The sequence below is a fragment of the Alloalcanivorax venustensis ISO4 genome (assembly GCF_015356855.1).
GTDB classification, from domain to species: domain Bacteria; phylum Pseudomonadota; class Gammaproteobacteria; order Pseudomonadales; family Alcanivoracaceae; genus Alloalcanivorax; species Alloalcanivorax venustensis.
On sequence record NZ_ARXR01000018.1, the window covers coordinates 1 to 16,421 of the forward strand.

The 16,421-nt window shown below is 64.8% G+C and carries 18 protein-coding genes; 3 read left to right on the plus strand and 15 right to left on the minus strand.

Going from position 1 to position 16,421, the window contains the following annotated elements; genetic code table 11:
- Positions 1 to 89: 89 nt before the first annotated feature.
- Both ISO4_RS10920 and ISO4_RS17260 read right to left on the minus strand, forming a co-directional pair.
- Entirely contained in the window at positions 90 to 1,619 is a 1,530-nt protein-coding gene (locus tag ISO4_RS10920; protein WP_194856231.1) for a sodium:solute symporter, read from the minus strand.
- Positions 1,616 to 2,194: a cold-shock protein gene (locus ISO4_RS17260; RefSeq protein ID WP_194856232.1), complete on the minus strand. Its 579-nt coding sequence runs from the start codon at positions 2,192 to 2,194 to the stop codon at positions 1,616 to 1,618. Before ISO4_RS17260 ends, ISO4_RS10920 begins: the two co-directional genes overlap by 4 nt.
- Positions 2,195 to 2,366: 172 nt before the next feature.
- On the opposite strand from ISO4_RS17260, the gene ISO4_RS10930 reads away from it, so the two are divergent.
- A complete protein-coding gene (locus tag ISO4_RS10930; RefSeq protein WP_194856233.1) occupies positions 2,367 to 3,407 on the plus strand; it encodes a GNAT family N-acetyltransferase in 1,041 nt (346 codons plus the stop codon).
- On the opposite strand, the gene ISO4_RS10935 is transcribed toward ISO4_RS10930, so the two are convergent.
- The 7 genes from ISO4_RS10935 to ISO4_RS10965 all read right to left on the minus strand — a co-directional run bounded on the left by ISO4_RS10935 (position 3,404) and on the right by ISO4_RS10965 (position 9,766).
- Positions 3,404 to 3,784, minus strand: coding sequence for a hypothetical protein (locus ISO4_RS10935; RefSeq protein ID WP_194856234.1), 381 nt, complete (start codon positions 3,782 to 3,784; stop codon positions 3,404 to 3,406). The genes ISO4_RS10930 and ISO4_RS10935 overlap by 4 nt on opposite strands.
- Positions 3,785 to 3,938: 154 nt before the next feature.
- The gene (locus ISO4_RS10940) at positions 3,939 to 5,732 is read right to left on the minus strand and encodes a M48 family metallopeptidase (protein WP_194856235.1); all 1,794 of its coding nucleotides are present in this window, start codon (positions 5,730 to 5,732) and stop codon (positions 3,939 to 3,941) included.
- A gap of 10 nt (positions 5,733 to 5,742) precedes the next feature.
- Positions 5,743 to 6,330 carry a LemA family protein gene (locus ISO4_RS10945; protein WP_194856236.1) on the minus strand — a complete coding sequence of 196 codons (588 nt, stop codon included), beginning with the start codon at positions 6,328 to 6,330 and terminating at the stop codon, positions 5,743 to 5,745.
- Positions 6,331 to 6,387: 57 nt separating this feature from the next.
- Positions 6,388 to 7,317: a heme o synthase gene (gene cyoE / locus ISO4_RS10950; RefSeq protein WP_194856237.1), complete on the minus strand. Its 930-nt coding sequence runs from the start codon at positions 7,315 to 7,317 to the stop codon at positions 6,388 to 6,390.
- Positions 7,314 to 8,402 (minus strand): COX15/CtaA family protein, encoded by a 1,089-nt coding sequence (locus tag ISO4_RS10955; protein WP_228548065.1) that lies wholly within the window; start codon positions 8,400 to 8,402, stop codon positions 7,314 to 7,316. Before ISO4_RS10955 ends, cyoE begins: the two co-directional genes overlap by 4 nt.
- A gap of 13 nt (positions 8,403 to 8,415) precedes the next feature.
- Complete coding sequence (locus ISO4_RS10960) at positions 8,416 to 9,015, minus strand: SCO family protein (protein WP_194856238.1); 600 nt, start codon at positions 9,013 to 9,015, stop codon at positions 8,416 to 8,418.
- Between the two features lie 4 nt (positions 9,016 to 9,019).
- The gene (locus tag ISO4_RS10965; RefSeq protein WP_194856239.1) at positions 9,020 to 9,766 is read right to left on the minus strand and encodes an SURF1 family protein; all 747 of its coding nucleotides are present in this window, start codon (positions 9,764 to 9,766) and stop codon (positions 9,020 to 9,022) included.
- An 80-nt stretch (positions 9,767 to 9,846) separates the two neighbouring features.
- Between ISO4_RS10965 and ISO4_RS10970 the strand changes: the two genes are divergently transcribed.
- Positions 9,847 to 10,092 carry a twin transmembrane helix small protein gene (locus ISO4_RS10970; RefSeq protein WP_194856240.1) on the plus strand — a complete coding sequence of 82 codons (246 nt, stop codon included), beginning with the start codon at positions 9,847 to 9,849 and terminating at the stop codon, positions 10,090 to 10,092.
- 72 nt (positions 10,093 to 10,164) lie between these two features.
- On the opposite strand, the gene ISO4_RS10975 is transcribed toward ISO4_RS10970, so the two are convergent.
- Genes ISO4_RS10975 through coxB form a run of 4 tightly spaced genes read right to left on the minus strand, consistent with a single transcriptional unit; the run spans position 10,165 to position 14,469 of the window.
- Entirely contained in the window at positions 10,165 to 11,046 is an 882-nt protein-coding gene (locus ISO4_RS10975) for a cytochrome c oxidase subunit 3 (protein WP_194856241.1), read from the minus strand.
- A gap of 29 nt (positions 11,047 to 11,075) precedes the next feature.
- The gene (locus ISO4_RS10980) at positions 11,076 to 11,630 is read right to left on the minus strand and encodes a cytochrome c oxidase assembly protein (protein ID WP_194856242.1); all 555 of its coding nucleotides are present in this window, start codon (positions 11,628 to 11,630) and stop codon (positions 11,076 to 11,078) included.
- A gap of 18 nt (positions 11,631 to 11,648) precedes the next feature.
- The gene (gene ctaD / locus ISO4_RS10985) at positions 11,649 to 13,247 is read right to left on the minus strand and encodes a cytochrome c oxidase subunit I (RefSeq protein ID WP_194856243.1); all 1,599 of its coding nucleotides are present in this window, start codon (positions 13,245 to 13,247) and stop codon (positions 11,649 to 11,651) included.
- A 13-nt stretch (positions 13,248 to 13,260) separates the two neighbouring features.
- A complete protein-coding gene (gene coxB / locus ISO4_RS10990; protein ID WP_194856244.1) occupies positions 13,261 to 14,469 on the minus strand; it encodes a cytochrome c oxidase subunit II in 1,209 nt (402 codons plus the stop codon).
- Between the two features lie 419 nt (positions 14,470 to 14,888).
- Here coxB and ISO4_RS10995 point away from each other — a divergent pair, with 419 nt between their 5' ends.
- Entirely contained in the window at positions 14,889 to 15,218 is a 330-nt protein-coding gene (locus tag ISO4_RS10995; protein ID WP_067611420.1) for a DUF1820 family protein, read from the plus strand.
- 399 nt (positions 15,219 to 15,617) lie between these two features.
- On the opposite strand, the gene ISO4_RS11000 is transcribed toward ISO4_RS10995, so the two are convergent.
- Together ISO4_RS11000 and ISO4_RS11005 are read right to left on the minus strand one after the other, a co-directional pair.
- Entirely contained in the window at positions 15,618 to 15,812 is a 195-nt protein-coding gene (locus ISO4_RS11000) for a hypothetical protein (RefSeq protein WP_142950035.1), read from the minus strand.
- Between the two features lie 96 nt (positions 15,813 to 15,908).
- Positions 15,909 to 16,349, minus strand: a complete 441-nt coding sequence (locus ISO4_RS11005) for a hypothetical protein (protein WP_194856245.1) — start codon at positions 16,347 to 16,349, stop codon at positions 15,909 to 15,911.
- Positions 16,350 to 16,421: the final 72 nt, after the last annotated feature.

The following is a 16,421-nucleotide window of genomic DNA, read 5'->3' on the forward strand; positions in this document are numbered from 1 at the left end:
GCGCCGCCAGGCCGCGACCCGCGCCGGCGAGGCGCCCCGCCCCGCGTCCGAGCCCGCCGGTTCCCGCTCCTGAGTCTTCCGGTGGCGCCTCAGGCCGCCGCCACCGGGCGGCGGTCGAACAGGCGGGCCATGCCGTAGCCCACCAGGAACATCACCAGGTTGCCGATCAGGCCGGTGTAGTAGAGATCGAACGGCGCGCTCAGCGCCGCCGGCATCAGCCCTTTGTTGGTGAGCACCGTCCAGCCGGTGAACAGCAGCGTCATGCCGATGCCGCACCAGGCGGCGCGTGCGTCCCCGACGCGGGTCAGGAAGCCGAGCAGATACAACCCCAGCATGCCGCCGCCGAACAACGACACCAGAATCGTCGAGGTGTCCTGCAGGGTGTGGGTGCTGGCGCCGTTGAGCCAGAGCGCGCCGAGGATCATCAGCACCGTCACCAGGGCCGCCACGGTGCGCGCCACCGTCAGGTAGTGTTTATCGCTGAGCCCGGTGCGCAGGTGGCGCCGGTAGAGATCGACGATCGACACCGTGCTCACCGAGTTGATGCTGGAGTCCAGCGAGCTCATCGCCGCCGCCAGCGCCGCCGCCACCACCAGGCCGGCGATGCCGGACGGCAGATACTCGGTGATGAACCAGGGCATGATCGATTCGGCCCGGGCCTCGCCGGTGAGCACCGCCGCGGCGGTGGGGTCCGGGTAGTGCTGGAAGAACACCCACAGGGCGGTGCCCAGCAACATATAGAACGCCCACACCGGCAGCGCGGTGAACAGGTACACCCACAGGCCCCGGCGCGCCTCTTTCATGGAGCGCGAGGCGCAGTAGCGCTGCACGGTGTTCTGGTTGCTGGAGTATTCCGTCAGCCAGTTGGTCAGGCCGATCAGCAGCATCATGGTGACGGTCTTTTCACTCAGCGACGGCTGCCAGCGCACCGGCTGCGGCGTGCCGTCGTCGAACTCCGCGAGCGCGAACTTGCCCGCCGCCGAGGCTTCCCGGAACACCTGCCCCAGGCCGCCGGGCAGCGCTTCCACCACCACCCAGATGCACAGCAGCCCGCCGATCATCAACACCACGGTCTGCAGCACGTCGGTCCAGATCACCGCGTCGATGCCACCGATAATGGTGTACAGGCCGACGAACAGGCCGGCGCCGATGATCGCGGTGGTGGGCGTCACGTCTACCAGCTGCTGGATCAGCAACGACAACAGCCACAGGATCATCGCCAGGCGCACCAGCTGGGCGACGATGAACGCCAGGGCGCCGTACACCCGCACGCTGGGGCCGAAGCGTTGCTCCAGAAACTCGTAGGCGCTGGTCATGTTGCCGCGCCGGAAGAACGGCAGGAACACATAGGCGGCCACGAACAACGCCACCGGCAGCGCCAGGTTGGGCAGATAACGCAGCCAGCCGGTCTTGAACGCGTCCGCCGGGTAGGCCAGGAAGGTGATCGAGCTGATCGAGGTGCCCACCAGGGACAGGCCGATCACCCAGCCCCGGAAGCGCCGCCCGCCGACGAAATACTCCTCGGTGCTGGTATTGCGGCGGGCGAAGTAGAACCCGATCAGCAGCACCACCGCCAGATAGGCCAGCAGCACGCCCCAGTCGAGCAGCGACAGGGTCATTGCTGAATGTACACGTCGTCGGCCTGGTCGCCGCGTTCGGATTCGCGAATCACGAAGCGCACTCGGGTGCCGGTGCGCAGGCTGCGGCGCCCGCCGTTCCGCACCGCCTTGAAGTGGACGAAAATCTCTTCGCCGCTATCGTCGAGAATAAAGCCGAAGCCTTTATTGGGGTTGAACCACTTCACCTCGCCCTGGCGGCGGCCGTCCCGGGCGAGACGGCTCCAGGGCGCCAGCGGCAGCAGGTACACCAGCACCGGGGCCCACAACCAGGCGCCGTCCAGCGTGAACACCGGTGCCCCGTGGCTGGCCACCAGCCCGGCCAGATAGAAGAACACCGCCACATGCAGGGCGGAGCGCGTGCGGCCGCCGGCCAGGCAGACCAGATTCACCGCCGCCGCCAGCAGCAGGCCCAGGCCGGTTTGTTGGCTGAGCAGGGGAGAGACCAGCAATGTTTGATCGCCGCCGTGCACGAAAAGAATAAAGGCGTGCGGGGCGAACAGCAGCCAGGCACCGGGTAACGCAAGCAAAAGGGCGGCCAGGACGTAGAACGCCGCCAGGGGTTTTGAAACTTTCATTGATCGACTGACCTTATTGGTAACGCGAAAAAAGAGACTGCGAACAGGCGAGCGGCTTCGGGAGGCTCCCGCATTATCGTTATCGCCGCCCGGTCATTGTAACGAAGCGGCACGGTAATCTCATGTTCACGTTGGCCTCGCCTGGCCGCCCCGCGGTCAGTATCCTGTCGCCATGGAGTTTCCCTTTCTCACCGACGCTTTTCTCAACGCCCTGCAAGACACCGGCGCCGCCACGCCAAGCCGTGGTTGGGGGCCCTGTCACCTGCGTGACGGCGACGCCCTGATGCCGATCTACGCCCGCGACGGCTCGCGCGGCGAGTACGTGTTCGATTTCGCCTGGGCGGACGCCTACCAGCGTAACGGGCTGGCCTATTACCCCAAGCTGGTCACCGCGATTCCGTTTACGCCGGTGGTCGGCCCGCGCTGGCGTGGCGACTGGCGGCCCCAGCAACTGTGGGAAGGGGTGCGCGAGCGGATCCGCGAGCAGGGTGCCAGCGGCTGGCATCTGCTGTTCCCGGATCAGGCCGCGCGGGAAGCCCTGCAAGAGCTGCCCCTGGTGGAGCGGCAGGCCTGCCACTTCCGCTGGTTCAACCGGGGCTATCGTGATTTCGACGAGTTCCTGGCCGGCTTTAACTCCCGCAAGCGCAAAAGCGTGCGCCGCGAACGGCGGCGGGTGGCCGAACAGGGGCTCACCGTCACGCGCCTCACCGGCGCCGACATCGACCCGCAAAGCTGGCGTTTCTTCTTCCACTGCTACGCCAACACCTACCTGGTGCGCGGCCAGCTGCCCTATCTCAGCGAGGCGTTCTTCCGGCGCCTGGCCGAACAGCTCGGGGATCAGGTGCTGCTGGTGGTGGCCAGCGACGGCGACGAACCGGTGGCCGCCGGCCTCTATCTGTTCGACGACCGGGCGCTGTACGGCCGCTACTGGGGCAGCGTGCGTGAGTACGACGCGCTGCACTTCGAGGTCTGCTACTACCAGGGCATTGAGTTCGCCATCGAGCGGGGCCTGGCGGAATTCGACCCGGGCGTGCAGGGCGAGCACAAGATTCTGCGCGGCTTCGAGCCGGTGCTCACCTACTCTTTGCACTGGCTGGCGGAGCCCGCCTTTCAGGATGCGGTGGCGGACTTCTGCCAGCGCGAGGCGCGCCATGTGCACGCCTACCGGGAGGAGGCGCGCGGCCTGTTGCCGTACCGGACGGACGTCCTCTAAGCGGGCTGTGCGGCGAGCCCGGGCGCCTGGCCGCGCTGGATCATCAACGCCATGGTGACCGGATCGCAGGGATCGTGGCGGTCGTGGTAGGAGCACTTGGGGCCCAGCTCGGCGGTGACGTCGTCCAGGGCGTCGTCCTCCGGCAGGTCCAGGTTGGCCAGGTATTCCAGCACCCGGCCTTTCTCGTCCACCAGGGTGCCCATGTAAAGACGCTGGTCGCATTGACGCACGCTGGCGAACAGGGCGGTTTCCACACGCACGCCTTGCCGGCTCAGCCAATCGGTAAGCGCCGGGTCCAGGCGGCCTTCGCGGATAGCCAGGGTGGTTTCATGAACCGCTTGCCAGGTGTTGCGGTGGCTGTTCTTGGTGATCTCCATGGATGTGTGTCTCCCAGTGTCCCTCGTGACGGTTCCCCCGAACCGTCGTCCCCCGGCTCCCCCAGAGCCGACAATGCGAACTCTATCACAGTTTAAAAACTAGCCAACCCTGGGAGATAGCCCCCTTTCTAGCGGCTATCGTCGGGTTTGGGTATCAGCCTTTCGATGGAAAAAGCGGCGGCATGGGGCTGTCGAGCAGGGTGCACAGGGCACGCAGCAGCTCGGCCTCCGCCACCTGCACCTGGCCGTCGGCGAGCACCAGGTCGGCGGCGGCGTCGATCAGCGGCGCCTTGAGCAGGGGTGTCAGGCGCGCCAGCCGCGTGATCGCCGAGTCCAGACGGTTGGGCGTGCAGCGCTCCGGCGCCAGCAGCAGGCGGCCGGCCGGGAGGAGGCCATGGGTGGCACGCTGGAAGCCGCTCAGGGCGGTGCCCCGGGCCGAGTCGCCGGCCCAGGCCAGGGCGGAAAACACCACCTGGATGTCGTTGGCCACCGCCGCCAGGCGGTGGATGTCCGGGCGCGGCAGGGCACGGCGCGGTGCCCCCAGATGGCGCTCGGCGATGGCGGTCAGCGCCCAGCACAGCAGGTCCTGGTCGCGCCGCCGCGCGGTGAGCGTCCGCAGCTGCTTGAGGATCACCGGGCGGCGCTCCGGTGGGGCCTGGCGCAGGGTGGCCAGGGCCAGATCGAGCAGCGGCAGGCGCAGCCGGGTGCCCAGTGCCGAGACCTGATCGACCAGCGCGGCGCGGCGGCCACGGCGCAGTGCCGGTGGCGGGCGAACGTCGCCCAGCGCCAGGGCGTAGAGCACGCATTCCGCCCCTTCCTGGGCGTGCAGGGCCTGGTACAGGCCGGCGGGCAGGGTGTCCACCAGCGTCCGGGCGTAGCCCAGGTTGTCATCGTCCAGGCGGCCGATGCGTTCCGAGGGAACGGGCGCGGGTGACGGCGATGAGTCGGTCCGGGCGCGCACCCGGGCGCGGGCCGCCCAGTGGGCGCCCAGGGCATGCAGCCGCTGGTCCAGGGTGGGGTGGGTGGCGAGCAGGCGGCGCAGGCGGAACGCCAGGGTTTCCGCGAAGCCCATGTGGCTGAGGTCCTCGGCGTGCACGCTGCGCAGGTGCGAGCCGTTGCCGTTGCGGATCTTGATCAGGGCGCCGGCCAGGCCCGCCGGCTGCCGGGTGAACTGCACCGCGCTGGCGTCCGCCAGCCGCTCCCGCTGGCGGGAAATGGCCGCCTTGATCAGGCGCCCGAAAAACAGCCCCGCGTAGCCGATGGCCATCAGCACCAGGCCGGCGAGAATCAGCAGGCCGCCGTTTCGGCGACGGTCGCTGGTGGGCGACATATGAAGCAGGAACTCGCCCAGCTTGCCGACCGTGAGAATGCCGGCCAGTGCCGCCATCAGCCGCAGGTTGATGCGCACATCGCCGTTCAGAATATGGCTGAATTCATGGGCCACCACGCCCTGCAGCTCGTCCCGGTCCAGTTGCGCCAGGGCGCCCTCGGTGACCACCAGCACCGCCCGCGACGGCGTGGGCCCGGCCACGAACGCATTGATGCCGGTCTCGCCGGGCAGCACATAGGTGCGCGGCATAATGGTGCCGGCGGCCAGGCTCATCTCCTCGACCACATTGCGCAGGCGGCGCTCCGCCGGGTCGCCGCTGTGGCTGGCGATTTCCCGGGCGCCGAGCATTGCCGCCAGGCTCTCGCCGCCGTGGCGAAGTTGCCAGGCCTTACGCAGGGAACCCGCCAACAACAGCCCCAGGGTGCCCAGCGTGACCCACCAGAAGGCGTCGCCGGCGAACCAGCCGCCGGCGGCCGCCCCCGGCAGCGGCCACCATTGCCAGGCCAGCCAGCAGGCCAGGTTCACCGCCGCCACCACGGCGGCCAGGGCGAGCAGGAAGTAGAGCGCCAGCAGCAGCGTGCGCCGCCTGGCCCGTTCCTGATGTTGAAAGAAGTTCATCGGCGCGGCGTCAGAAGGTGACGTTCACCGCCTGACGCGCCCGCGGGTCGTCGATCTCCAGCAGCTCCGCTGCTCGGAACGGCCCGAACAGGCCGCTGACCAGGTTGTTGGGAAACTGTTCCCGGTAGGTGTTGTAGTGCATCACCGCGTCGTTGAAGGCCTGGCGGGCGAAGCCGATGCGGTTTTCCGTGCTGCTTAACTCTTCCATCAGATCGGCCATGGTCTGGTTGGCCTTGAGGTCCGGGTAGCTTTCGCTCACCGCCAGCAGCCGCGACAGGCTGCCGGAAAGCAGGGATTCAGCCCGCCCGAGGCGGCCGATGGCGGCGCCGTCCTCGGGGTCGGCGGCGGCGTCGCGGCGCGCGCCCTCCGCCTGGTTGCGGGCCTCGGTGACCCGCGACAGGGTTTCCCGCTCATGGTCCATGTAGGCCTTGGCGGTTTCCACCAGGTTGGGTATCAGATCGTGGCGCCGTTGCAGCTGCACGTCGATCTGCGCGAAGGCGTTCTTGAAGCGGTTCTTAAGGCTCACCAGCCGGTTGTAAATAACCACCAGCCCGACGCCGATGGCGATCAGTACGCCGAAAAACAGCCAGGTCCCCATGGTTCCCTTCCCCTTTATTTATTAGCCATGGGATTGGATACCGGGGCGGGTTTCCCGTCAAGCCGCCAGTGGGTGAACCGGGATGTAGTGGTCCACCAGCAGGGCGGTGAACAGCACGAACAGGTAGACGATGGAATAGCCGAAGGTTTTCATCGGCAGCTTCGGGTCCTTGCTGAAGCGCAGACGCACCGCGTGAACCAGGAAGATGCCGCTGAGAATCACCGCGCTGACCAGATAGATCAGCCCGCTCATGCCGGTGAGGTAGGGCAGCAGCGAGCAGATGAACAGCAGAATGGTGTAATAGAGCACCGATTCCCGGGTGAAGGGAATGCCGTGGGTCACCGGCAGCATCGGCACGTCGGCCTTGGCGTATTCGTCGGCGCGGTGGATCGCCAGGGCCCAGAAATGCGGCGGCGTCCACACGAAGATAATCAGCACCAGCAGCCAGGCGTAGGGGTGCAGTTCGTTGGTGACCGCGGTCCAGCCCAGCAGCGGCGGGATAGCGCCGGCGATGCCGCCGATCACGATGTTCTGCGGAGTGGCCCGCTTCAGGTACAGGGTGTAAACGAAGGCGTAGCCGACGAAGCCGAACAGGGTGAGCCCGGCGGTGAGCGGGTTGACCAGAAAATAGAGCATCGCCATGGACGCCAGCGCCAGCGCCACCGCGAAGGTGATCGCCGCCTTCGGCGACAGCTTGCCGGCCACCAGCGGCCGCTTCTCGGTGCGCTTCATGATCGCGTCGATCTTCTGATCCATGATCTGGTTGATCGCCGCGGACGCCATCATCGCCAGGTAGAGCCCGGCAAAGGCGGGAATAAAGGTGGACAGCGGCACCATGCCCGGCGGGTCCGTGGCCAGGAACATGCCGGCCACCGCGGTGACCATCAGCAGCATCACCACGCCGGGCTTGGTCAGCGCCAGATAGTCACGCCAGTGGGGCGTGCCGGTGCCGTTGTTCTGTTCGCTTACGGCGGATTTCTCGCTCAAAGCGCACTCTCCTCGGATTGCGGGTGGCGTGCGGCGCACTTCACATTGATGGCACGGATAAACAATACCAGCGACACCAGCAACACCACGGCGCCGAAGTTGTGGGCCACGGCCACCGCCAGCGGTACCGCGAACACCACATTACTGATTCCCAGGCCGATCTGCACGGTCAGCAGCCCGAGTATGGTGAGCGCGAAGTTGCGGAAGAACACGCTGCGCGCGCGCAGCAGGATGCGGCCCACCAGCAGCAGCCCCAGCACCGTGACCAGCAGGGCGCCGAAGCGATGCATCACATGGATGGTGGTGCGGGCGTCGTTCTGCAGCACGCCGAACTCATAGTCCGGTTTGTCGTGCTCGTGGCCCCAGAACACAAAGGCGTCCTCGAAATTGAGGTGGTCGGTCCAGCCGTCCTCGCACACCGGCAGCTCGGTGCACACCACCGCCGCGTAGTTGGCGGTGGTCCAGCCGCCCAGGGCGATCTGCAGCACCAGCGCCGCCAGGGTGATCGAGGCCAGCGGCTTCATGCTGCGCACGTCGCAGTCGTTGAGGAAGCTGGGCCAGCGGTACAGGCGCGCCGCCAACAGCGCCAGCAGGGTGAAGGTGGTGAAGCCGCCAAGCAGGTGCAGCATCACGATGGTGGGCTGCAGCCCCATGGTCACCGTCCACATGCCGAGAATGCCCTGGAAGATCACCAGCGCCACCAGGAACAGCGGCAGCTTCACCGGCTGTTTGACGCGCTTGCGGTTGGCCACCCCGAGCGCGGCGATGATCAGGATCATCAGGCCCAGGGCGGAGGCGAAATAGCGGTGCACCATTTCCGGCACGGTTTTGTGGGCCTCGCGCAGGGCGCCCGGGGCGACCTCATTCTGTTCGTTAACGTGGGAAATCGCCTTGCGCACGTCCAGATGGCCGTAGCAGCCGGGCCAGTCCGGGCAGCCCAGGCCGGCGTCGGAGAGCCGGGTCCAGGCGCCCAGGATAATCACGCCGGCGGCCATCAGCAGGGCCAGAACGGTCAGGCGGCGCATCCAGATTTGCGAGCGCGTCGGCGCGTCGTTGAGGTCGGAACGGTGTGCGTTGAGATGCATGGTTATCGGGACCTTAGATCAGGGAGCCTTTGAGGGTGCGCTCAAGATCCAGGCGGATGTTCTCCGCCTCTTCCAGGGTGGCATCCATGCTGTCGTGGGTGGGGTAGCGCAGAAATATCTGGCCGTCCGGGCTGACCACGAAGATGTCCCCCACCGGTTGCTCCGACGCCGGCGCCAGCGCTTCACGGACGGCTCGCGGGTCGCCGTCCACTTCCACGGTGCCGGCCACGTTGTCGTCCAGGAAGGCGCGTAACTCGGCATTGGCCGGCGCGGTGTGAACGACCACCCGGCGCAGCCGCTCCATATTCTCGCCCAGCGTCTGCTGGACCTGGCGCATCTGATAGTAGAGGCCGTTCTTGCAGGCCTTGCCGCATTCGGCGCCGGCCACGTACATCAGGGTCCACAAGCCGGCGGTGTCTTCCCCGTCGTAGGGCTCGCCGTCGCCGTCGCGCAACGCCAGCGTGCCCAGCTGGATGTGTGGAATCAGCAGTTCGCCCTTGTTCTCCCGGGGCAATTCCCAGGGATCCACGAAGTAACGGCCGGCAATAAAGAAGAGAACAAAGGGGCCGACGATGGCCAGCAGGGTCAGCCTGTTTTTGGTGCGTGGAGACATCAGTTCAAGCGTCCGGTTGGTGCCGACGGCGCCCGCGCAGGCGCGCGATCAGATACATGATCAGGGCGGCCACCGCTAAACCCAGCCACTGCAGCGCGTAGGCCTGGTGGCGTTGCGGGCTCATCACCGTGGTGACGTCCTGCCAGGGCCGCGGCAACGCCGCGGCGTCGCCGAGCGGTTGATCGGGGGCCACCCGTATCTCGAAGGGCGCTAATTCTACCCCAAGTCGATGGCCGATGGCTGCAAAATCCACCTTTTGTACCCGCAACGGCCACTGATTTTCCGGCAGCGGCGTGTCCTTGAGCACGAAGGTCTGCGCCGAGGGCCGGTAAACGTTGCCGGTGAGTGTCACCGGGCCGTCCACCCGGGGCACTTCGGGCAGCCGGGCGCGATCCGCGCCGCGCGGCAGCCAGCCCCGGTTGATCAGCACCCAGCGGCCCTGGTCCGTGCGCAGCGGCGTGAGCAGAAAGTAGCCGGCCACGCCCTGGTAGGTCCGGTTGTCGAGCAGCACGGAGCGCCGGTTATCCAGCTCACCGCGGACTTGGACCGGACGGTGTTGCGGATCGTCCAGGTCCAGCGCCCGCTCCAGGGAGACCGGGGCGGCCCGGGCCTTGGCCGCCTGATCCGCCAGCCACTCGCGTTTTTCCCCCGCGCGCTGCCACTGCCACCAGGCCAGGTTCAGGCAGACGACGATCACCAGCAGGGTCAGAGCCAGTCCCAGCAGCGACCGGCGCGCATTGCGGTTTGGCATATCTTTACGTGCACTCACGGGGGCGATGGCTACAATGGGCGCGTATTGTAACCGACAACCGTAGTCCGTCGAGGTGAATTATGTGGTGGGTCAAGCTGATCGTGATCGTTCTTCTTATCGCTGCCGTGGTGTCGCTGGCGCGGGCCCTGATGTCGCTGGTGCGCAACGAGGGCAAAAGCGGTAAGACCATGCGAGCACTGGCCTGGCGGGTAGGGTTCTCGGCGATGGTGTTCGTGTTCATTCTGGTGAGCATGATGATGGGCTGGATTCAGCCCCACGACGTTAATCCCACCACCCGGGGCGGGGTGCCCATCGAGCAGCAATAACGGAGCCCCCGTAAAACAAAAAGCCCCGGCTTGTGACCGGGGCTTTTTGTTTCCAGGGTGGTGTGGCGCGGGTTACAGCCAGTACACCACCACGAACAGGAACAGCCATACCACGTCCACGAAGTGCCAATACCAGGCCCCCGCTTCCCAGGCGAAATTATTCTCTTCGTTGAAGTGACCCTTGATCACGCGCAGCAGGGTCACGAACAGGAAGAGGGTACCGATGGTCACGTGGGCGCCGTGGAAACCGGTCAGCATGAAGAACAGGCTGCCGTAAATGCCAGCGTCCAGACGCAGGCCCATTTCGGTGTAGGCGTGGATGTACTCTTCCACCTGCAGCCCCAGAAAGAAGATGCCCAGCAGCACGGTGATGCCCTGGAAGGCGATCAACCGGCCGCGCTTGCCTTCCAGCAGCGCGTGGTGGGCGATGGTCAGGGTGATGGAGCTGGTCAGCAGAATGGCGGTGTTGATCGCCGGCAGGCCCCAGGCGCCCATCGCCTGGGTGGTGGTGCCGTCCGGGGTTCTCACCAGCGGCCACATGGACTGGAAGCTCGGCCACAGCAGCTCATGGGTCATGGCGTTGCTGCCGGCGCCGCCCAGCCAGGGCACGATCAGCCAGCGGGTGTAGAACAGCGCCCCGAAGAAGGCACCGAAAAACATCACCTCGGAGAAGATGAACCACAGCATGCCCTGACGGTAGGAGATGCCCAGCTGGTTGCTGTGCAGGCCGCCCACGGACTCCTTGATGGTGTCGCGCCACCAGATGGCGATGATGAACAGCAGGGTGGCCAGGCCGACGAAGAACAGCGGCATGCCCCAGCTGCCCTGGAAGGTATCCGGGTCAGTGGCCTGCTGAATGAAGTTGGCACCGCCCACGGCGGTGAGGAACAGGCCCACGGAGGCCGCCAGGGGCCAGGGGCTGCTCTCGGGTACGTAATACTTTTCCGTTGCCATGTTGAAAATGTCTCCTGTACAACCGGCCGTTAATTGTTCGTCGCGGCGACGCGGTCGGTAACGTCAAAAATGGTGTAGGACAGCGTCAGCGTATTGATATGACGCGGCAATTCCGGATCCAGGTAAAAAATCATCGGCATTTCCTTGCGCTCGCCCGCCGCCAGTGACTGCTGGTCGAAGCAGAAGCACTGAGTCTTGTGCAGGTAGCGCGCGGCTTCCCCGGGGGAAACCGAGGGAATGCTTTGCGTGATGATGTCGCTGGACTTGGGATTGCTGGCGAAAAAGTTCACCAGCGTGATCTCTCCGGGGTGCACTTCCACCCGGCGCGTCGCCGAAGTGAAATCACCGTTGACGCCCTCACCCCGCTGGGTGATGAATTCAACGGTGACGGTGCGGTCTTCCACCACCTGTGACGGGCCTTCGGTGCTCGCCGTTGTGGACGTTTTTCCATTCAGACCGGTGATATCGCAGATCACATCGTAAAACGGCACCATGGCGAAGGCGAAACCGAACATCGCCACCGCCCAGATAAGCAGCTTTCTGAGCGTGCGTTGGTTGCGCTGTTGCAGGTTGTGTTCGCTCATGGTGCCGTCCGAACTCCGTTACTTGACTACCGGCGGGGTGTCATAGGTGTGGAACGGCGCCGGTGACGGCACTTCCCACTCCAGACCTTCGGCGCCTTCCCAGGAACGGGCCGGGGCCTTCTCGCCTTTCTTCATGGCGCACAGTACGCACACCGCCAGGAACAGCAGCTGCGACAGACCGAACCAGAACCCGCCGATGGAGATCCAGAAGTTGTAGTCCGCGAACTGCAGCGCGTAGTCGGCGTAGCGGCGCGGCATGCCGGCCAGACCCACGAAGTGCATCGGGAAGAACAGCAGGTTCACGGAGATCAGGGAGCTCCAGAAGTGCAGTTCGCCGAGCAGTTTGTTGGGCATCACGCCGGACCACTTGGGCAGCCAGTAGTAGGCGGCGGCGAACATGCTGAACACCGCGCCGGATACCAGCACATAGTGGAAATGCGCCACCACGAAGTAGGTGTCGTGGTACTGGAAGTCCACCGGGGTGATCGCCAGCATCAGGCCGGACAGGCCGCCGCAGGTGAACAGGATCACGAAGGCGATGGCCCATTTCATGGGCAGCTCGAAGGTCATGGAGCCGCGCCACATGGTGGCCACCCAGTTGAACACTTTCACGCCGGTGGGCACCGAGATCAGCATGGTCATGTACATGAAGAACAGGGTGCCGGCCAGAGGCATGCCCACGGTGAACATGTGGTGAGCCCAGACCACGAAGCTGAGCAACGCGATGGAGGCGGTGGCGTAGACCATGGAGGCGTAACCGAACAGCGGCTTGCGCGCGAAGGTCGGGATGATCGCCGAGATAATGCCGAACGCCGGCAAAATCATGATGTACACCTCGGGGTGCCCGAAGAACCAGAACACATGCTGGAACAGCACCGGGTCACCGCCGCCGGCGGCGTTGAAGAAGCTGGTGCCGAAGTGACGGTCGGTGAGCATCATGGTCACCGCGCCGGCCAGAACCGGCATCACCGCGATCAGCAGGAAGGCGGTGATCAGCCAGGTCCATACGAACAGCGGCATTTTCATCAGCGTCATGCCGGGCGCGCGCAGGTTGAACACGGTCACGATCACGTTGATGGCGCCCATGATGGAGGAGATACCCATCATGTGAACCGACAAAATGAACAGATCGGTGGAAGCCGGGCCGTACTCGGTGGAGAGCGGCGCGTAGAAGGTCCAGCCGAAGTTCGGCGCGGCCGGGTTGCCGGCGCCGAAGGCGCTCATGAACACCGAGCTGAGCAGGATCAGAAACGCGAACGGCAGGATCCAGAAGGACCAGTTGTTCATGCGCGGCAACGCCATGTCCGGCGCGCCGATCATCAGCGGAATCATCCAGTTGGCCAGACCCACGAAGCCCGGCATAACGGCGCCGAATACCATGGCGAGACCGTGAACCGTGGTCATCTGGTTAAAGAATTCCGGGTCCACGAACTGCATGCCCGGTTCCAGCAATTCGGTACGGATCACCATGGCCAGAAGGCCGCCGGCCAGGAACATGGCGAAGCTGAACCACAGGTACAGGGTGCCGATGTCCTTATGGTTGGTGCTGAACAGCCATCGCTTCAGGCCTGTGGGGGCGTGGTGATGATGGTCATCGTGTGCTGCGGCGGTACTCATCGCTCTCCCCTCCCTACTCGTGGTCTTGAACGTCTTGGGGTTGAATCAAATCACCGGTGTCGTTACCCCAAGCGTTACGCTCATAAGTAACCACGGCGGCGATTTCCCTTGGCGACAGCTGGGCGCCGAAAGCGGGCATGGCTGCGCGACCGTTGATCAGCACGTCGATGTGCTCATCAAGGTGTTCTTCGTTGGTGGCGAAGTCGCTGCCCGCGAAGGCAACGCCGACACCGCCTTCGCCGTTGTTGCCGTGGCAAACGGCACAGGCGCCGGCGTAGGTCTGCTCACCCAGTTCCAGGGCCTCGTCGAGGTCGGCGAACGGGGTCAGGTCCGGTGCCGCGGCGGCTTCTTCCTTACGCTCGGCCAGCCAGGTCTTGAACTCTTCCTGGCTCACCACCTCGGCCTCGATGGGCATGAAGGCGTGGTTCTTGCCGCACAGCTCGGCGCACTGACCGTAGTAAGTGCCTTCCTTGCCTTCAGGCACGATCGCCCAGGTTTCGTTGACGAAGCCGGGGATGGCGTCTTTCTTGCCGCCGAGATCCGGTAGCCAGAACGAATGGATCACGTCCGCGGCGGTGATCAGGAAGCGCACCTTCTGGCCTGACGGCAGCACCAGCGGCTTGTCCGCCTCCAGGTTGTAGTTCTTGTCCTTCTCGGGGAACTCGCTGCCCACGGCGTCCTGCGCGGTGCCGTAGGGGAACAGACCGCCGGCCAGGACCGGGTTGTTGATCTGTTCGGTCGGCGTAGCCAGGTTGGACATATAGGACACGCCGATGTTGTTGTCGTCCTCGTAGGTGAGGTACTCGTATTCCCACTTCCAGCGGTGGCCGGTGACCTTCACCGTGAGCTCCGCCTTCGAGGAGTCATCCAGCTCGATCAGCACCCGGGTGGCGGGCACCGCCATCGCGATCAGGATCACGAAGGGCACCACCGTCCACACCACTTCCAGGAGCACGTTCTCGTGGAAGGTGGAAGGGTTGGGGTTCTTGGACCGGCGGTGGCGGATCATGGAAACCAGGATGAGCCCGAACACCAGCAGACCAATAATGGTCACAATCCACAAAACAGTGGTATGAAGGTCGTAGACTTCCTGGCTGACGCCGGTGACACCGGGTCGCAGGTTTTCGTTGGAACGTTCAGTCCAATCGCTGGCCACGGCCATTCCGCTGATCATCAGCGAAGTGAGGCCGACCGCCGCGCGGTGGAACAGAGTTGACTGCATGCGTTAGCTCCCTGTTTTCCCCAGCGTGAACCCCCCGGAAGAAGGGGCCGCGCCTATTCTTGCCGTCACCGGCACCTGGAAAGCGAGTTTCAGGAATAGGGCTAGGTAACCCTGGTGATGCCGTGGTGCCCCGCCGGGCCCTCCCCGAAACGGGCGGGCGGCCAAGGGGGTGGCCTTGAGCCCGCCTAGCTTTTCAGGAAAATACGCGCCAAAACAATCACTTACAACGAGTAAGGGAAAGGGAGGCGTGTCTCCGGACTGCGGCAAAATGCCCCACGGCATTGTGGGCGGTAACTCTAGCCATTCAAGGGGGCAAAGTCCAGCCGGAAAGCCGCCTGGAACGGGCCTTTGGGGAGATACCGCCGAGCCGAATTGTGCTAGACTGCGCGCCCTTTCAACTCTCGGTTATATCCTTGCACATGTCGAAAAGCCGTCAAATTTACAGGGTTATTTTCCTCAATCAGGGCCAGATCTACGAAATCTACGTGGGTGAGATCTTCCAAAGTGATCTGTATGGCTTCCTGGAGGTGGAGGAATTTCTGTTCGGCGAGCGGGCCCAGGTGGTGGTGGATCCTTCCGAGGAGAAGCTCAAGAACCAGTTCGCCGGCGTGCACCGCTCGTTTATCCCGGTCAATGCCATCATCCGGATTGACGAGGTGGAGAAAGAGGGGGTAGGTAAAATTACTGAGGCGGGGAGCAATGTGACCGCGTTCCCGCTGCCGTTCGGCCCTGGTGGCGGCAAAAAATAGCCCCTATATAAAAAAGAAGGGCGTCCGCTTGCCGCTGAACGCCCTGAGGGTTGCCTGATTGTACTGGGAGACTTCAGAGGTTTAGTGTTCCGCCGCGCGGGAAAGTTCCCGCGCTGTTCCAAATTCGAGGGGCGATCAGCGTCCTTGCGCTATTGAGCCGTCATCCTTAGGCATTCTCGCCCGGGCGAAGCGCATCCTGCTTCCCTGGCCGCTCCTGGTCGGCCCTTCGCCCTTGACGAAGTGCATCCTTGCTCCCTGGCCCTCCTGTTGGGCCCTTCGTCCGCTACCGACGAGTGCATCGCCGATAACGTGAAGTATGAGTGGTGACGGCCGCCGGCGTTCACCCCTCTGGAGTACGGCTGTGAACCAGCGCACGCGGGTTTTTCGTATTTAACACAATCAGCGCGAATCCCCGGGTTCCGGGCGGGTGGGGAGCAGCACGCTGCTGTTTTCCGCGACGCTGTCGCCGCTGTCGTCGTGGCGGTTTTCCTTCTGGCTTTCGGGCAACCAGGGCGCGGTGTTGCCGGCCCCGTGGGCGGGCAGCCACAGGGCGGTGGTGATGGCGAGCAGGCCTTTAATAGCAAGCTTGGTCATGGTGTCGGCTCCCTGAATCGGCGTGACGGGGCGGTGCTTCCCCATTTTGAGAACCGAATGCTGGCAGGGTTCCGCGAAACATCCATGAAAGCCGGCTCAGTTATTGAGCTGGAACACGTCCATGATGGTCTGGGTGGCGTCCAGGATGCGCACCACCTCGTTGTCGATCACCACATCGGAATAGCCGCCCGGCGTGCGCAGCACCGAATCCGGCAGCGGGTAGCCCTGGTAGTAAAGGTCGTCCGGCAGGCGCCGCCCCTCGTTGAGCTTTTTCTGCCAGCCCGGCGGCAGGGACTGTCCGCGCGCCACTTTCTTCTGCAGCCCCGGTGGCAGGTCGCCGGCGCGGTAGCGGTTGCCGAATTCCCGCAGTGCCCGCCGTTCTTCGTCGTTGAACTGCCGGTATTGCCGGTGCTGTTCGCCGCCGGCGGCGTTCTGGGAGGCTTTCGCGCCGCCGGCCCAGGGCGGCGGCGCCGCGATGGTGGACAGCGGGGTGAGTGCCAGGGCACCGATCATCAGCGCTAACGGGCGATAGTTCATAAAAGTCCCTCTTTACTGGTGTGATCCTCAGTAGACCACGGTTGGCGGCGCGGATTCCGTGATGTTATCGCG